Source organism: Streptomyces gilvosporeus (genome assembly GCF_002082195.1).
Taxonomy (GTDB): Bacteria; Actinomycetota; Actinomycetes; order Streptomycetales; family Streptomycetaceae; genus Streptomyces; species Streptomyces gilvosporeus.
Genome location: NZ_CP020569.1, coordinates 3,991,292 through 4,004,975, shown reverse-complemented (window position 1 = coordinate 4,004,975; position 13,684 = coordinate 3,991,292). Strand labels below are relative to the sequence as shown.

General features: G+C 73.2%; 11 protein-coding genes. 6 read left to right on the top strand and 5 right to left on the bottom strand.

Translation table 11 applies throughout. The annotated features are described in order from the left end of the window. Positions 1–220: 220 nt before the first annotated feature. The 3 genes from B1H19_RS17555 to B1H19_RS17545 form a co-directional block, all read right to left on the bottom strand. Entirely contained in the window at positions 221–1,519 is a 1,299-nt protein-coding gene (locus B1H19_RS17555; RefSeq protein WP_083105628.1) for a glycosyltransferase, read from the bottom strand. Between the two features lie 92 nt (positions 1,520–1,611). Next, positions 1,612–2,400 carry a MerR family transcriptional regulator gene (locus tag B1H19_RS17550; protein ID WP_083105627.1) on the bottom strand — a complete coding sequence of 263 codons (789 nt, stop codon included), beginning with the start codon at positions 2,398–2,400 and terminating at the stop codon, positions 1,612–1,614. Positions 2,401–2,545: 145 nt separating this feature from the next. Next, positions 2,546–3,061: a GNAT family N-acetyltransferase gene (locus tag B1H19_RS17545; RefSeq protein WP_083105626.1), complete on the bottom strand. Its 516-nt coding sequence runs from the start codon at positions 3,059–3,061 to the stop codon at positions 2,546–2,548. An 80-nt stretch (positions 3,062–3,141) separates the two neighbouring features. On the opposite strand from B1H19_RS17545, the gene B1H19_RS17540 reads away from it, so the two are divergent. Next, entirely contained in the window at positions 3,142–3,945 is an 804-nt protein-coding gene (locus B1H19_RS17540) for an exodeoxyribonuclease III (RefSeq protein WP_083105625.1), read from the top strand. Between the two features lie 212 nt (positions 3,946–4,157). Continuing rightward, a complete protein-coding gene (locus B1H19_RS17535) occupies positions 4,158–4,529 on the top strand; it encodes a hypothetical protein (protein ID WP_159028067.1) in 372 nt (123 codons plus the stop codon). 84 nt (positions 4,530–4,613) lie between these two features. Here B1H19_RS17535 and B1H19_RS17530 read toward each other — a convergent pair whose 3' ends face one another. Further along, positions 4,614–5,372 carry a MerR family transcriptional regulator gene (locus tag B1H19_RS17530; protein WP_083105623.1) on the bottom strand — a complete coding sequence of 253 codons (759 nt, stop codon included), beginning with the start codon at positions 5,370–5,372 and terminating at the stop codon, positions 4,614–4,616. A 234-nt stretch (positions 5,373–5,606) separates the two neighbouring features. Here B1H19_RS17530 and B1H19_RS17525 point away from each other — a divergent pair, with 234 nt between their 5' ends. The 4 genes from B1H19_RS17525 (at position 5,607) to B1H19_RS17510 (ending at position 10,224) form a co-directional block, all read left to right on the top strand. Then, positions 5,607–7,193 (top strand): flavin-containing monooxygenase, encoded by a 1,587-nt coding sequence (locus B1H19_RS17525; RefSeq protein ID WP_083105622.1) that lies wholly within the window; start codon positions 5,607–5,609, stop codon positions 7,191–7,193. A gap of 73 nt (positions 7,194–7,266) precedes the next feature. Next, positions 7,267–8,244 carry an alpha/beta fold hydrolase gene (locus tag B1H19_RS17520; protein WP_083105621.1) on the top strand — a complete coding sequence of 326 codons (978 nt, stop codon included), beginning with the start codon at positions 7,267–7,269 and terminating at the stop codon, positions 8,242–8,244. Further along, positions 8,241–9,122 (top strand): SDR family oxidoreductase, encoded by an 882-nt coding sequence (locus B1H19_RS17515; RefSeq protein WP_083105620.1) that lies wholly within the window; start codon positions 8,241–8,243, stop codon positions 9,120–9,122. Before B1H19_RS17520 ends, B1H19_RS17515 begins: the two co-directional genes overlap by 4 nt. Before the next feature lie 157 nt (positions 9,123–9,279). Further along, a complete protein-coding gene (locus tag B1H19_RS17510; protein ID WP_159028066.1) occupies positions 9,280–10,224 on the top strand; it encodes an RICIN domain-containing protein in 945 nt (314 codons plus the stop codon). Positions 10,225–10,315: 91 nt separating this feature from the next. On the opposite strand, the gene B1H19_RS17505 is transcribed toward B1H19_RS17510, so the two are convergent. Next, positions 10,316–13,585, bottom strand: a complete 3,270-nt coding sequence (locus B1H19_RS17505; RefSeq protein ID WP_107426399.1) for a S41 family peptidase — start codon at positions 13,583–13,585, stop codon at positions 10,316–10,318. Positions 13,586–13,684: the final 99 nt, after the last annotated feature.

Genomic DNA, 13,684 nt, shown 5'->3' with positions numbered 1-13,684 from the left:
GTACCGCTGGTATGCGTATCGCCTCACCCGGGATTCCCGGTGGCCCGCACTTCGAAGCGGTGCAAGAGATTCCACTTTCGTTCCGCGGTGCTCTCGTAATTACCCGTGGCCCTCTCGGTCGGCTTTCCGTCAATGTCGTTCGGATTGGCCGATAAAGTCCCTCGGAAGGAATAACTCCGGTACGCCCCGGCCGTCGGACGACCGCCGGGGCGCGGCGGCGTCAGGGCGCCAGGCGGCCGACCGCTGCGACGACCGCGCCGGCGCCGTCTTCGGCGGCGAGGCGGTCGGCGGCCCGGGCGGCGTGCGCGCGGAGGGCTGGGTCGGTGGTGGCCCGGGTGAGGGCTTCGGCGAGGCGGCTCTCGGCGTCGGGGGAGGCGAGGTCCGCGAAGGGGATCGGGGCGGTTGCGGCGCCGAGGGCGGCGAGGCGGGCCGCCCAGAAGGGCTGATCGGCGGTGACGGGGACGGGGACGGTGGGCACCCCGGCGCGCAGGCCCGCGGCGGCGGTACCCGCCCCGCAGTGGTGGACCACCGCGGCCATCCGCGGGTGGAGCAGGGCGTGCGGGACCTCGCCGATGGTGAGGAGGTCGTCGTCCTCCCGTTCCGTGGCCAGATGTGCCCAGCCGGACTGAAGGATGCCGCGGACCTTGGCGCGGCGCAGCGCCCGTACGGCCAGGGAGCTCAGCCGTTCGCCCTCGCCGGACGCCATGCTGCCGAAGCCGATGAGGACCGGTGGTGGACCGGAGGCGAGGAAGTCCGCTACGACGGAGGGGAGTTGGGCGTCGGGGGAGAGGTGGGGCCACCAGTTCCCCACGACCTCCAGGCCGGGGCGCCAGTCGGCGGGGCGCGGGACCAGGACCTCGCTGAAGCCGTACAGAACGGGCGGGGCGGCCGCCTCGGTGCGGCGGCGGACCGTACGGGGGGAGGCGGGCGGCAGTCCGAGGCGGGCCCGGAGATCGCGGGTCGCCTCCGCGTAGAGGCGGTCGATGACGCGCAGGGCGAGGCGGCCGGCGGTGCGGTTGCCCCAGCGGCCCAGGGAGCGCCCACCGCTGACGACGGGGGCGAAGTCGCCGGTGGGGGCGTTGGGGACGAGGGGCAGGTCCAGCGACGGAATGCCCGTCGCCTCGGCGATCTGGCGGCCGAGCGGGGCCGTGGTGGTGGAGAGGAGCAGGAGTTCGGTGTCCGGGCGGGCCGCCTCGGCGAGGCCGTCGCCGAGGCGGTGGATGAAGGCGGCGGCCTGGCGCATCAGGGCCCGGTTGCCGCCGGCGGGGGGCTTCCGCGGTGCGGGCCCCTCCTGGCCGGGCTCCTCCTGGCCGGGCTCCTGGTCCGCGGCGGGGCGGGCGGTGCGGGGGTCGGCCGGAAGGGAGCGGAATTCCAGGCCCGCGGCCCGTACGAGGGGGGCGTAGGCGTCGTGGGTGGCGAGGGCGACCTCGTGTCCAGCGGCGCGGAGGCGGGCGCCGACGCCGGTGTACGGGGCGATGTCGCCGTAGGAGCCGGCGGCGGTGATCAGGATTCTTGTCATGGCTATGTCAGATTCGATTTCCGGAGGTGGGGTGATGGGTGCGGTCCGGGGGCGGCTGCGCGCTGCGACGGCCTCGGATCCCTCGGGGCCCGTCAGCTCTCGTCGGTCCCGTCCGCCTGCCGTACGGCGTTGGCGTGCACGGCCGTCCGCAGGTACGCGGCGAGGCCCGGGCGCTGTTCGCTCGGGGGGACCAGCAGGGCGAAGGCACGGGGATCGGCGGCGAAGTCGTCGGCGATACGGCCGTGCATGGCGGTGGGGCACGGCGTGAACCAGCGGGAGATGTGCCGGCGGTGTTCCTCGGCGAGGTCCATGGCGCGCTCGCCGTCCGCCGGCTCCCCGGTGTCGAAGGCGGCGGTCAGCCGCTGCCGCCACGCGGCGGCCTCGGCCATGATCTGCGCCCAGTCCTCCTTCGAGTGCGTCGCGGCCCGTGCCATGGAGCGCTGATGTCCCTCGCTGTGCCGCCACTTCAGCTGCGCCTCGGTGGCGTAGCTGAGGTCGAAGGCGATCTCGCCGAAGACCTCGAACCGTTCTTCGGGAGTCAGCCGCACACCCGTCTGCTGGACCTCCATGGCCTGCTCGGCGACCTCGACCAGCCGCTGGAGCTTGGCGATCTGCTCGGTCAGCAGGCGGTGCCGGGCGCGCAGGTGGTCCAGGGCGTTGGCCTGGGGGTCCGCCAGGATGGTGGCGATCTCGTCGAGGGGGAAGCCGAGTTCCCGGTAGAAGAGGATCTGCTGGAGCCGGGCGAGGTCGGCGTCACCGTAGAGGCGGTAGCCGGCCGGGCTGCGGTCGCCGGGGGAGAGCAGGCCCGCCTTGTCGTAGTGGTGCAGGGTGCGCACCGTGACCCCCGCGAAGCCGGCGACCTGTCCGACCGAATAACCCATCGCAGCGCCTTTCGTCCCGTACAGCCCGTATGTCCGCCGATGGCTGCGGCCGGGCGGTCACCGGGCCCGGATGTCCCCGCCGTCGATCACAGTGCGGCCTGACGTCGGGTGAGGGTCAAGCGGACGGGGGTGCCGCGAGAACGGCTCAGCCGGCCGTCACCAGCGGCTTCGCCATGCAGCGGCTGTCGTCGTACGTCCGGTACAGCCCGAACTTCCGCACCGGCACATAGCCGCTGGAGGCGTACAGCTCCAGCGCCTCGGGCTGCTTGGTGCCGGTCTCCAGCACCATGCGGGAGCGCCCCGCGGCCCGCGCATCCGCCTCCAGGGCGGCGAGGATCCGCCGGGCCAGCCCGCGCCCGCGCGCCTCCGGCAGCACGAACATCCGCTTGATCTCGGCGTCACCGACCGCGTACCCCTCGTCGGCGTCCTCCTGCACCCGCCATCCGCCGGTGGCCAGCGGCCGGGCACCCTCGTACGCGATCAGATACAGGCCGTGCGGAGGAAGGAACATCCCCGGGTCGAGCGGGGTGACGTCGCCGTCCCCGTAGCGGCGGGCGTACTCCTGCTGCACCAGCGCGTCGAGTGTGACCGCGTCCGGGTGGTCGTAGCGGACGGGGTGTATCTCGACGGGGCGTGTCGCGGATGTCTCCCGTGTCTCCATTCGCGCAAGCGTACGGGGGAGCGGCGGGCCGGCGTGAGACGGGTTCGGGGGGCGGCAGGCGGGATAGGTATCGTGCCCCGGTGCTCACCGTGACGACTGTGAATGTGAACGGGCTGCGTGCCGCGGCCAAGAAGGGCTTCGTCCCGTGGCTGGCGGAGACCGGGGCCGATGTGCTCTGCCTCCAGGAGGTACGCGCCGAGACCGCGCAGCTGCCCGACGAGGTGCGTGACCCCGAGGGCTGGCACACGGTGCACGCCCCGGCCGCGGCCAAGGGCCGGGCCGGCGTCTCCCTCTACACCCGGCGTCGGCCGGACCGTGTCCGGGTGGGTTTCGGCTCGGCGGAATTCGACGACAGCGGGCGCTATGTCGAGGTCGACCTGCCCGGTGTGACCGTCGCCAGCCTCTATCTGCCCTCCGGCGAGGTCGGCACCGAGCGGCAGGACGAGAAGGAGCGCTTCCTGGCGGAGTTCCTCCCCTACCTCATCGACCTGCGCACACGCTCCGCGGCGGACGGCCGTGAGGTCGTGGTCTGCGGCGACTGGAACATCGCCCACCAGGAAGCCGACCTCAAGAACTGGAAGGCCAACCAGAAGAAGTCCGGCTTCCTCCCGGAGGAGCGCGCCTGGCTGACCGAGGTCCTGGCCGAGCAACGCGGCGGCTACGTCGACGTCGTCCGCGCCCTCCACCCGGACACCGAGGGCCCGTACTCCTGGTGGTCCTACCGCGGCCGCGCCTTCGACAACGATGCGGGGTGGCGGATCGACTACCAGATGGCCACGCCCGGTCTGGCGCGGCGGGCGGTCAAGGCGCATGTGGAGCGGGCGGCCAGCTATGACCAGAGGTGGAGCGATCATGCGCCGGTGACGGCGGTGTTCGACCTGTAGGACTCCGGGTGAACGGTAAGGCTCCGGACGGCCCGCCGCGCGGGCACCGCTGGTGAAGTACTGGTCTCACTGGTGAAGGACTGGTGAGCAACGGGATTCCTGTGGGTCTCGGCGGGCCGTCGTACGTGCCGCACGCGCCCCGATGCCCTAGCGTGCATCGGCGTGTACATGACGCGGCGGTGATCCGCCGTCATCCAGGGGGTCTTTTCTTCATGCGTTTTGCCACCGTCCTTCTGCTGCTTGCTGCCCTGCTCGGGGCCGCACCGGCCACGGCCGCGTATGCGGCGCCGTCGAACGGCCGCGTCAGCAAGGTGGGACTGGTCTTCAAGGGCGGCCACAGCTCCGGGACGAGCCACCACAGCTCCGGGACGAGTCACGGCTTCGGGACGAGTCGCCACGGCTTCGGGACGAGTCGCCACGGCTTCGGGACGAGCCACCACAGCTTCGGGACGGGCACCGGCTCCCACGGCAAGATGGCGTGGTGGGAGGCGATCCTTGTCCTCGTCGTCTTCCTTGGTTTCTTCGGTTACGTGGGCTACCGCGGCGTCAAGAAGGTACAAGGCTTCTTCGGGCGGAACGCCTGACACCCAGGGGCCGTCCGCTGACGGCCGGCGGCGGACCCGGATAGCTACTGCGCCGCGCCTCGCCCCTCGGCTCCGCTCTCCCTCTCAGCCCGGCTCTCCCTCTCGGCCCTCCTCGCCCTCGCCCCCGCACGCCCGGAGCCACTGCTCGATCTCCCTGCGGATGCGGCGGTCCATGGCCATGGAGAGTTCGGCCTCGACGACGCCCTTGGGCAGGGGGCGGAGTGTGTCGAGGGTGTCGGCGATGCGGTCGACGTCCTGAGGGGCGGGAGGGCCGTCGGCGGGGGTGGAGGGGAGGACGTCGGTGAGGACGTAGGTGCGGATCAGGGTGGTGAAGAGGTCGGCGAGGGCGTCGGCGTGGGCGCGGACCTGGCGGCCGGCCTCCAGGACGGCGGCCAGCGGGACGCCCTTGTTGACCAGTTCCGTCGAGGCGTCCAGCAGGCGGCGGCTGATGTGGACGAACTCGTCTCCGTCGACGGCGAGATAGCCGATGTCGAGGGAGGCGGTGAGGTTCTCGGGGGTGATGTCGTTGCGGAAGTGGTCGGCCAGTTCCTCGGGGGTGAGGCGGACCGGGGTCTCCTCGGACCACGGGGGGACGAGGGGGGCGTCCAGGCCGAGGAGTTCGCCGACGTCGCGGCCGCTTTCGAAGGCGGCGAGGAGTTCGCCGATGCCGCCGAGGGTGTGACCGCGTTCCAGGAGGGCGCCTATGGTGCGCAGGCGGGCGAGGTGGTGTTCGTTGTACCAGGCGATACGGCCTTCGCGGCGCGGTGGCGGGATGAGTTTGCGTTCGCGGTAGAAGCGCAGTGTGCGGACCGTGATGCCGGCCTCCTTGGCCAGTTCGGCCATGCGGAACTCGCGGGCGGGGGGACGGGCCTTCTGGTTCGCTGCCACGGGGTCAGCCTATGCCCGTGGGTGGGAAAGCCGGCCGGGATGCGACCGTCGGTAACTTCCTGGTGCGCGACCCCTACCGCTCGGTACGGAGCTGCCCTACGCTCCCCTCAGTCGATCGTGCCAGTGATTGCTGGCGCGATTGGCGCGGAGTGGGTGTGACGGGTGACGTCGAACTCGGGAGGCGACGGGATGGCCGGGCGCGAGCGGGAGCGGAAACGGGAGAAGGAGCCGGGGGTCGGGCGGGAGCCGGACGGCGTGCGGGAGCACGTGCGGGTGGCCGTGATCGGCTCGGGGTTCGGTGGGCTGGGGGCGGCCGTGCGGCTGCGCCGCGAGGGGATCACCGACTTCGTGGTGCTGGAGCGGGCCGATGCGGTGGGCGGCACCTGGCGGGACAACAGTTATCCGGGATGCGCGTGCGATGTGCCGTCCCACCTGTACTCGTTCTCCTTCGCGCCCAATCCGGAGTGGCCGCGGAACTTCTCCGGGCAGGCGCATATACGGGCGTATCTGGAGCGGGTGACGGACACGTTCGGGCTGCGGCCGCATCTGCGCTTCCGCTCCGAGGTGCGCGGTCTTCGGTGGGACGGCCGGGCGCTGCGCTGGGAGATCGAGACGGCGCGCGGGGCGCTGACCGCGGATGTGGTGGTCTCGGCCACCGGGCCGCTGTCGGACCCGAAGCTGCCCGATGTGCCGGGGCTGGACGCCTTTCCCGGCAAGGTCTTCCACTCCGCGCGCTGGGACCACGACTACGACCTGCGGGGCAAGCGGGTCGCCATGATCGGCACCGGGGCGTCGGCGATCCAGATCGTGCCGGCCATCCAGCCCGACGTCGACCGGCTCACCGTCTTCCAGCGCACACCCCCCTGGGTCATGCCGCGCGCCGACCGCAGGATCACCGGCGTGGAGCGCTGGCTGCACACCCGGATCCCCGCGACCCGGGCGCTGCGCCGCCAGGTGCTGTGGGGCATCCGCGAACTACAGGTCAGCGCGTTCACCAAGCGGCCCAAGGAGCTCGGCCTGGTCGAGGCCCTCGCCGGGGCCCATATGCGCAAGGTGATCAAGGATCCGGAGCTGCGGGCCCGGCTCACCCCCGACTACCGCATCGGCTGCAAGCGCATCCTGCTGTCCAACACCTGGTACCCGGCGCTCGCCCGGCCCAATGTGGACCTGGTGTCGGCCGGGCTGAAGGAGGTCCGCGGCAGCACGCTGGTCGCCTCGGACGGTACGGAGACCGAGGCCGACGCGATCATCTTCGGCACCGGCTTCCACGTCACCGATATGCCCATCGCCCAGCGGGTGACCGGCGCCTACGGCACCACCCTCGCCGAGGAGTGGAAGGACGGCATGGAGGCGCTGCGCGGCACCACCGCGGCCGGCTTCCCCAACTTCCTCACCGTCATCGGGCCCAACACCGGCCTCGGGAACAGCTCGATGATCCTGATGATCGAGTCCCAGCTGAACTACCTGGCCGACTTCATGCGCCAGCTCGACGTGCTGGGCGGAGGGATCGCGCTCAGCGCCCGTCCGGAGGCGGTCCAGGGCTGGACGCGGATGATCCAGCGGCGGATGGAGCGCACGGTGTGGAACACCGGCGGCTGCGACAGCTGGTACCTCGACGCCAACGGCCGCAACACGACCGCCTGGCCGGGGACGACGGCGGAGTTCCGGCGGGTGACCCGGCAGGTGGATCTGGCCGAGTACGAGGTGCTGCGGCCCCCGGGCCCGGACGTGACGCCCGTCCGGTCCGTCGCCGCCCCCGAGGAGGTGACCGCATGAGCGAGCGCAGCGAGGTCATCGTTGAGAGGTGCACACCTGGCGAATGCCGGGCCGAGCGAAGCGAGGTTTTGGCATGAACCGCTGCCCCGGACACGTGACGAGCGGCCCCTACGCGCCGCCGGTGCCCCGTACGACGACCACCGTCACCTCCGCCGACGGCTCCCGCCTCCACGCCGAGATCCACGGCCCCGAGGGCGCCCCCGCCGTGGTCCTCTCCCACGGCTGGACCTGCTCGACCGCCTTCTGGGCCCCGGTCGTCCGCGACCTCGCCGCCGATCACCGGGTGGTCGTCTACGACCAGCGGGGACACGGACGCAGCCCCGCCGTCGCCGCCGACGCGTACACCACCCGGGCCCTGGCCGACGACCTCGTCGCCGTACTGGAGGCGACGCTGGCCGCGGGGGAGCGGGCCGTGGTCGGCGGGCACTCCATGGGCGGTATGACGATCATGGCCGCCGCCGAACGGCCCGAGCTGCGCGAACGGGCCGCCGCTGCGCTGCTGTGCAGTACGGGAAGCGCCCGACTGGCCGCGGAATCACGGGTGTTCCCGCTGCGCACCCCGCAGGGCAGGCGCCGCGCCCACCGGCTGCTGCTGCACTCGCGCGCCCCGCTCGGCCCCGTCTCACCGGTCGCCAAGTGGGCGCTGCGGTACGCCACCATGGGCCCCGGGGCGAGCCCCGACCAGATCGAGGCGTGTGCGCGCATCGTGCACGCCTGCCCGCCCGGCGTACGGTCCCACTGGGGCCGGGTGCTGGCCGCCCTCGAACTGACCGGCTCGGTGGCCCGGTTGGAGCTGCCCACCGCCATCGTCGCGGGCACCGCCGACCGCCTCACCCCCTTCGTGCACGCCCGCCGGCTCGCCGCCGTCCTCCCCGACTGCCGGGGCATCACCGAGCTGCCCGGCCTGGGCCATATGACGCCCATCGAGGACCCCGGCGCGGTCGCCGACCGGCTGCGCGCACTCGTCCGTGACCATCTGACCACCCGCCTGACCACCCGCGTCCCCGCCTCCCGGGGCGAGCGGCAGCCGAAGGAGACGAAGTCCGCATGAGTGAGAGCAGGAGCCTGGACGGACAGGTCGTCGTGGTGACCGGGGCGGCCCGCGGGGTCGGTGCGCTGCTGGCCCGCAAACTGTCCGCGCGCGGTGCGACCTTGGCGCTGGTCGGGCTGGAGCCGGACGAGCTGAAGAAGGTGGCCGCCGCGCTGCACGGCCCGGCCCACCACTGGCATGCCGATGTCACCGACCACGAGGCGATGGCCCGGGTCGCGGACGAGGTCAAGGAGCGCTTCGGCAAGGTCGATGTGGTCGTCGCCAACGCCGGGGTGGCGACCGGCGGCCCGTTCGTCGACTCCGACCCGGTGGCGTGGAAGCGGGTCATCGAGGTCAACCTGATAGGCGGCGCGGTCACCGGCCGCGCCTTCCTGCCCGTCCTGATGGAGTCCCGCGGGTACTTCCTCCAGATCGCCTCGCTCGCCGCGATCACCCCGGCGCCGATGATGACCGCGTACTGCGCCTCCAAGTCGGGCGTCGAGGCGTTCGCGCACAGCCTGCGCGCGGAGGTCGGCTACAAGGGCGTACGGGTCGGCGTCGGCTATCTGAGCTGGACCGATACGGATATGGTGCGCGGCGCCGACCAGGACGACATCATGCGCGAACTGCGCTCCCGGCTGCCCTGGCCGTCCAACAAGACCTATCCGCTGGGCCCTGCCGTCGACCGGATCGTCGCGGGCATCGAACGCCGCTCCGCCCATGTCTACGGGCAGTGGTGGCTGCGCGGGATGCAGTCGCTGCGCGGCTATCTGCCGTCGGTCATCGGCTCGGTGGGCCAGCGCGAGATGCGGCGCTTCGGCGACCGGCTGGACGGGATGCGGACCGGGCTGGTCGGCGCGGGCGGGGAGGCGGACGAGAAGGCGCGGGCGGACCGGTAGGACGCACCGGCAAGAGGGGCGCGCCCGCGGCGGCGGGTGCGCCCCGTCGGCCCGACGGCCCCGCGGTCCGTCGTGGTTCGGCCAGGCCGGGACGGTGTCCGGCCGTATCGGGGACACTTCGTTGTCGTGTGCGCCGAGTGACGGTTCAATGACGCGCATGGGGACTGTGGGGGGATCGGGGGCGTTCCGGCCCGGCGCGGCGACGGACGCCGACGCATTCGCCGGAATGCTGCAACAACTCAGGGACTACACGGGGTTGACGGAGCATCAGCTCGAACGATGGGCTGCGCAGGGGGGATATGCACTCGCCCCCGGTGAACTCGCCGACGTCCTGCGAAGACGGGCCCTGCCCCGGCCCGAGGCGGTCGAGGCGTTCGTACGGGCCTGCGGGGGCACCGACGCCGAGGTCCACGAGTGGCTGACGGCGCGGCAGCGCATCGAGGACGTGGCGCGGCTGGACCCGGCACCGGACCCGGACCCCGTCCGGCCGCGGCCCCCCGCCTCGCACCGCAAGAGCCGCCGGCCCGTCCTGCTGGCCGCGGCCGCCGCCCTGGCCGCCGCGCTGGTCATCCTCGGCGTACGGCTGCTGATCGGCTACGGCGCGGCCCCGGGCGCCGGGACGCAGGAGGCCGCGCCGCCGCTCCCCGCCGGGGAGGTCCACATCCGTCCGCTCCGGGCGCCCGGCCTGTGCCTGACCGGCGAGCGGATCCGGCGCGCCCACGCCGCCCACACCGTCGCCGTCCAGCGGCCCTGCGCGCAGGCGGTGCCGCCGCACACCTACCTCAAGGCCGCGGGCCCGGACCGCTACCGCATCGAATGGGACGGCGCCGGCGCGGACAGCGGCTGTCTGTCGCTGCTGAGCGGGCCGGGCGTCGAGGGGCTGCTGGAGCCGGACGACGACTGCTCGGCGACCGGGCCCGCCCAGCGCTTCCGTATCGAAGCGGCCGGGAAGGCGGCGTACCGGATCGAGTTGACGGCCGAGGACGGCGCCGACAGCTGCCTGGGCATCGAGGGCGGCCGGGCCACCGCCTCCGGCGCCCTCGCGCGGGCCGAGCGCTGCACCGGGGCGGACGGGCAGCGGTTCCTGATCGGTACGAGGTAGCGGGGGGCGGGGCGAGGCAGCGGGGCGGGGCGGGGCGCGGTCACCGGTCCCGCGCGGTCACCGGTCCCGCGCGGTCACCGGCTCCGCGCCGTCACCCGTCCCGCGGCGGCAGCTGCGGCCGCGTCCGGTCCGGTACGTCCGACAGGTCCGGCGGGGTCGCGGCCGGATGCCGCTCCAGCAGCTCCAGCGCGGTGCGCACCGCCACGCCCAGCTGCGGATGGCGGCCCTCGGCCCAGTGCAGCGGCGACCGCAGCGCCTCGATGTCCACCTCGACGCCGTAGTTCTCCACGCCCCACCCGTACAGCTGGAACCACGCCGCGTTCATCGGCACGGTGATCTGCGTCCCGTCCGCGAGCCGGTGCCGCCCGGTCATCCCGACCACCCCGCCCCAGGTGCGCATGCCCACCACCGGGCCGATGCCCTGGAGTTTGAACGCGGCGGTGATCATGTCGCCGTCGGAGGAGGTCATCTCGTCGGCGACCGCGACCACCGGCCCGCGCGGGGCGTTGCTGGTGTACGACACGGGCTGGGCGTTGCGCGTCAGGTCCCAGCCCATGATGGCGCGGGTCAGCTTCTCTATGACCAGCTCGGAGATGTTGCCGCCCGCATTGCCCCGTACGTCGACGATCAGCGCGGGCATCGACATCTCCCGGCGCAGATCGCGGTTGAACTGCGCCCAGCCCGAGCCGCCCATATCGGGGATGTGCAGATAGCCGCAGCGGTCGTCGCTCAACTCCCGTACGACGGCGCGCCGTTTGGCGACCCAGTCCTGGTAGCGCAGCGGCCGCTCGTCGATCAGCGGGACGACCGCCACCCGGCGCGACGGCCCGTCGCCCTCCGCCGGGGCGAAGGTCAGCTCTACGGTGGTGCCCCCGGCCGCCGCCAGCAGCGGAGACGGGCCCGCCACCGGGTCGACCGGCCGGCCGTCCACATGGGTGAGCGCGGCGCCCTCGCGGATCCCCGTACCGGCCAACGGGGAACGGGCCTTGGGGTCGGAGGACTCGCCCGGCAGGATCCGCTGGACGATCCACCGCCCGTCGCGGGGATAGAGATTGGCCCCCAGCAGCCCGATCGGCCGCTGGTAGTGCGGCGGCCCCTCGTTCCTGCGCGCCCCCGCCACATACGCGTGCGAGGTCCCCAGCTCCCCCAGCACCTCGCGCAGCAGATCGGCGAACTCGTCGGGGGAGGCGACCCGTTCGACCAGCGGACGGTACTGCGCCAGCACCGTGTCCCAGTCGATACCGCACATCCGCGGTTCCCAGAAGTACGCCCGGATCAGCCGGCCCGCCTCGTCGAACGCCTGGCGCCACTCCCACCCCGGCTCGACGTCGTGCAGGATCCGCCGCAGATCGAGGAAGACCGTCGAGTCGGCGTCGGGCAGTTCGGTCGCCGGTACGGCCCGCAGATCGCCCTCGTCGTTGACGACCAGCCGGGAGCCGTCACCGCTGAGCGCGAACGAGTCCAGGGAGCCGGACAGTTCGGTGCGCCGGGCCTTGACCAGGTCGAAGTGCTCCAGGGTGGGCCGCCCCGACACATCGGCGGGGTTGGCGAAGGTCTCCCCCAGCGCCCCGGAGATCGGCCAGCGCAGCCACACCAGCCCGCCCCCGGCGACCGGCGCCAGCGCGGAGTACTTGGAGGCGGCGACCGGGAACGGCGTGACCCGGTTCTCCAGCCCCTCCACCTCCACCGTCACCGGCCCTTCGCCGAGCGGCGGATTCTCCGCCGGGTCCAGCCCGCCCGCCGCCGGCCGCCCCTCCGGGGACAGCGCGAAGGGGGAGGGGGTGGCCGAGGACAGCGGGACCAGATGCGGCCGGCAGCCCAGGGGGAAGGACAGGTCCCCGGTGTGGACGTCGTAGACCGGGTCGAAGCCGCGCCACGACAGGAACGCGAGATAGCGCCCGTCCCGGGTGAACACCGGCTGCTCGTCCTCGAAGCGCCCGTTGGTGACGTCCACGACCGTTCCGTCGGCCAGCCGGGCCATCTTGATCTGCCGCAGCGAACGGCCGATCCCCGGATGCGACCAGGTCAGCCAGCGGGAGTCGGGGGAGAAGGCCAGATCGCGGACCGGCCCGTTGCGGGAGGCGATCAGCTCGGTGACCTCCCCGGGCGGGCCGGGCTTCTCGGCGTCCTCGGGCGGCTGGACGTCCACCAGCAGCAGCCGTCCGTCGTGCGAGGCCACCGCCGCCCGCTCCCCGTCCGGCGACGACACCAGCTCCAGCACCCGCCCCAGCTTCCCCGCCGCCAGCCGCAGCGGCGTATGGGCCGCGCTGGCCCGCGGCAGATCGCAGATCTCCAGCGCATCCTCCCCCTCGGCGTCCGTCACATAGGCGATCCGCCCGGTGGAGCCCAGCATCTCCGGCAGCCGGACCCGGACCCCCGGCACATCGTGGATCGTCCGCGCGGGCCCGTCACGGTGCGTGAGCCAGTACAGGCTGCCGCGCACCCCCACCGCACTGGCCCGCCCGGTGGCGTCCACCGCCAGCGAGGTCACATGGGAGGCGGCCGGCACCTGGTACGGCCGCCGGCCGGCCCGCGGCCCGCCCAGCTTCACCGCCAGCTTGCGCGGCCGTGCCCCCGGGCTCAGATCGTCGATCAGCCAGAGGTCGCCGGCGCACTGGTAGACGATGCGGGAGCCGTCGGTGGCGGCATGCCGCGCGTAGAAGTCGGCGTGATCGCTGTGCCGCCGCAGATCGCTGCTGTCCGGCAGGCAGGAGTACACGTTCGCGACCCCCTCGTGGTCGGACAGGAACGCGATCCGTCCGTCCACGAACATCACCGAGTCCAGATGCCCGCACAGATCCGGCACCAGCCGCGCACCCTGGAGCCACATCCGCCCCATCGCACCGCCCCGGTAGCGCTTCCACGACGCCGGTTCGTGCGGCGGCTTGCCGCTGAGCAGCAGCGTTTTGTGCTCCCCGTCGACATCCGCGACCGCGATGTCGGAGACCGGCCCCCAGGGCAGCCGGCCACCGGGGCTGCCGTCCGTCGGCAGGCTGTACGCCCAGGAGTAGTACGAGAACGGCTGCCCGTGCGACGAGACGGCCAGGATGTGCGGGGCGCCGTCGTAGTCGGGCGGCGTCCATCCGCACACCCGGGCATCCGTACTGCCCCAGTACGTCAGCCGCCGCGCCGGGCCGCCCTCGACCGGCGCGAGATGGATCTCCGGGTCGAGGCTGCGCCAGGTGGTGAAGGCGATGTGCCGCCCGTCGGGCGAGAAGCGGGGATGCCCCACGCGGGTCCGGTCCACGGTCAGCCGCCAGGCCCGGCCCGGCTCCTCGCCCGCGGGCGCGAGGGGCGCCACCCACAGGTCGTCCTCGGCGGCGAAGCAGAGCAGATCCCCGTGCAGATGCGGATACCGCAGGTAGGAGCCGGGCGCCGGGCCCGGGGGCGCTTCCTCGGCCGCCCGCTGGGCCGTCCCCGGTGGCGCTTCCGGGGGCGGCCCCGGCTGCGCTTCCTGCTT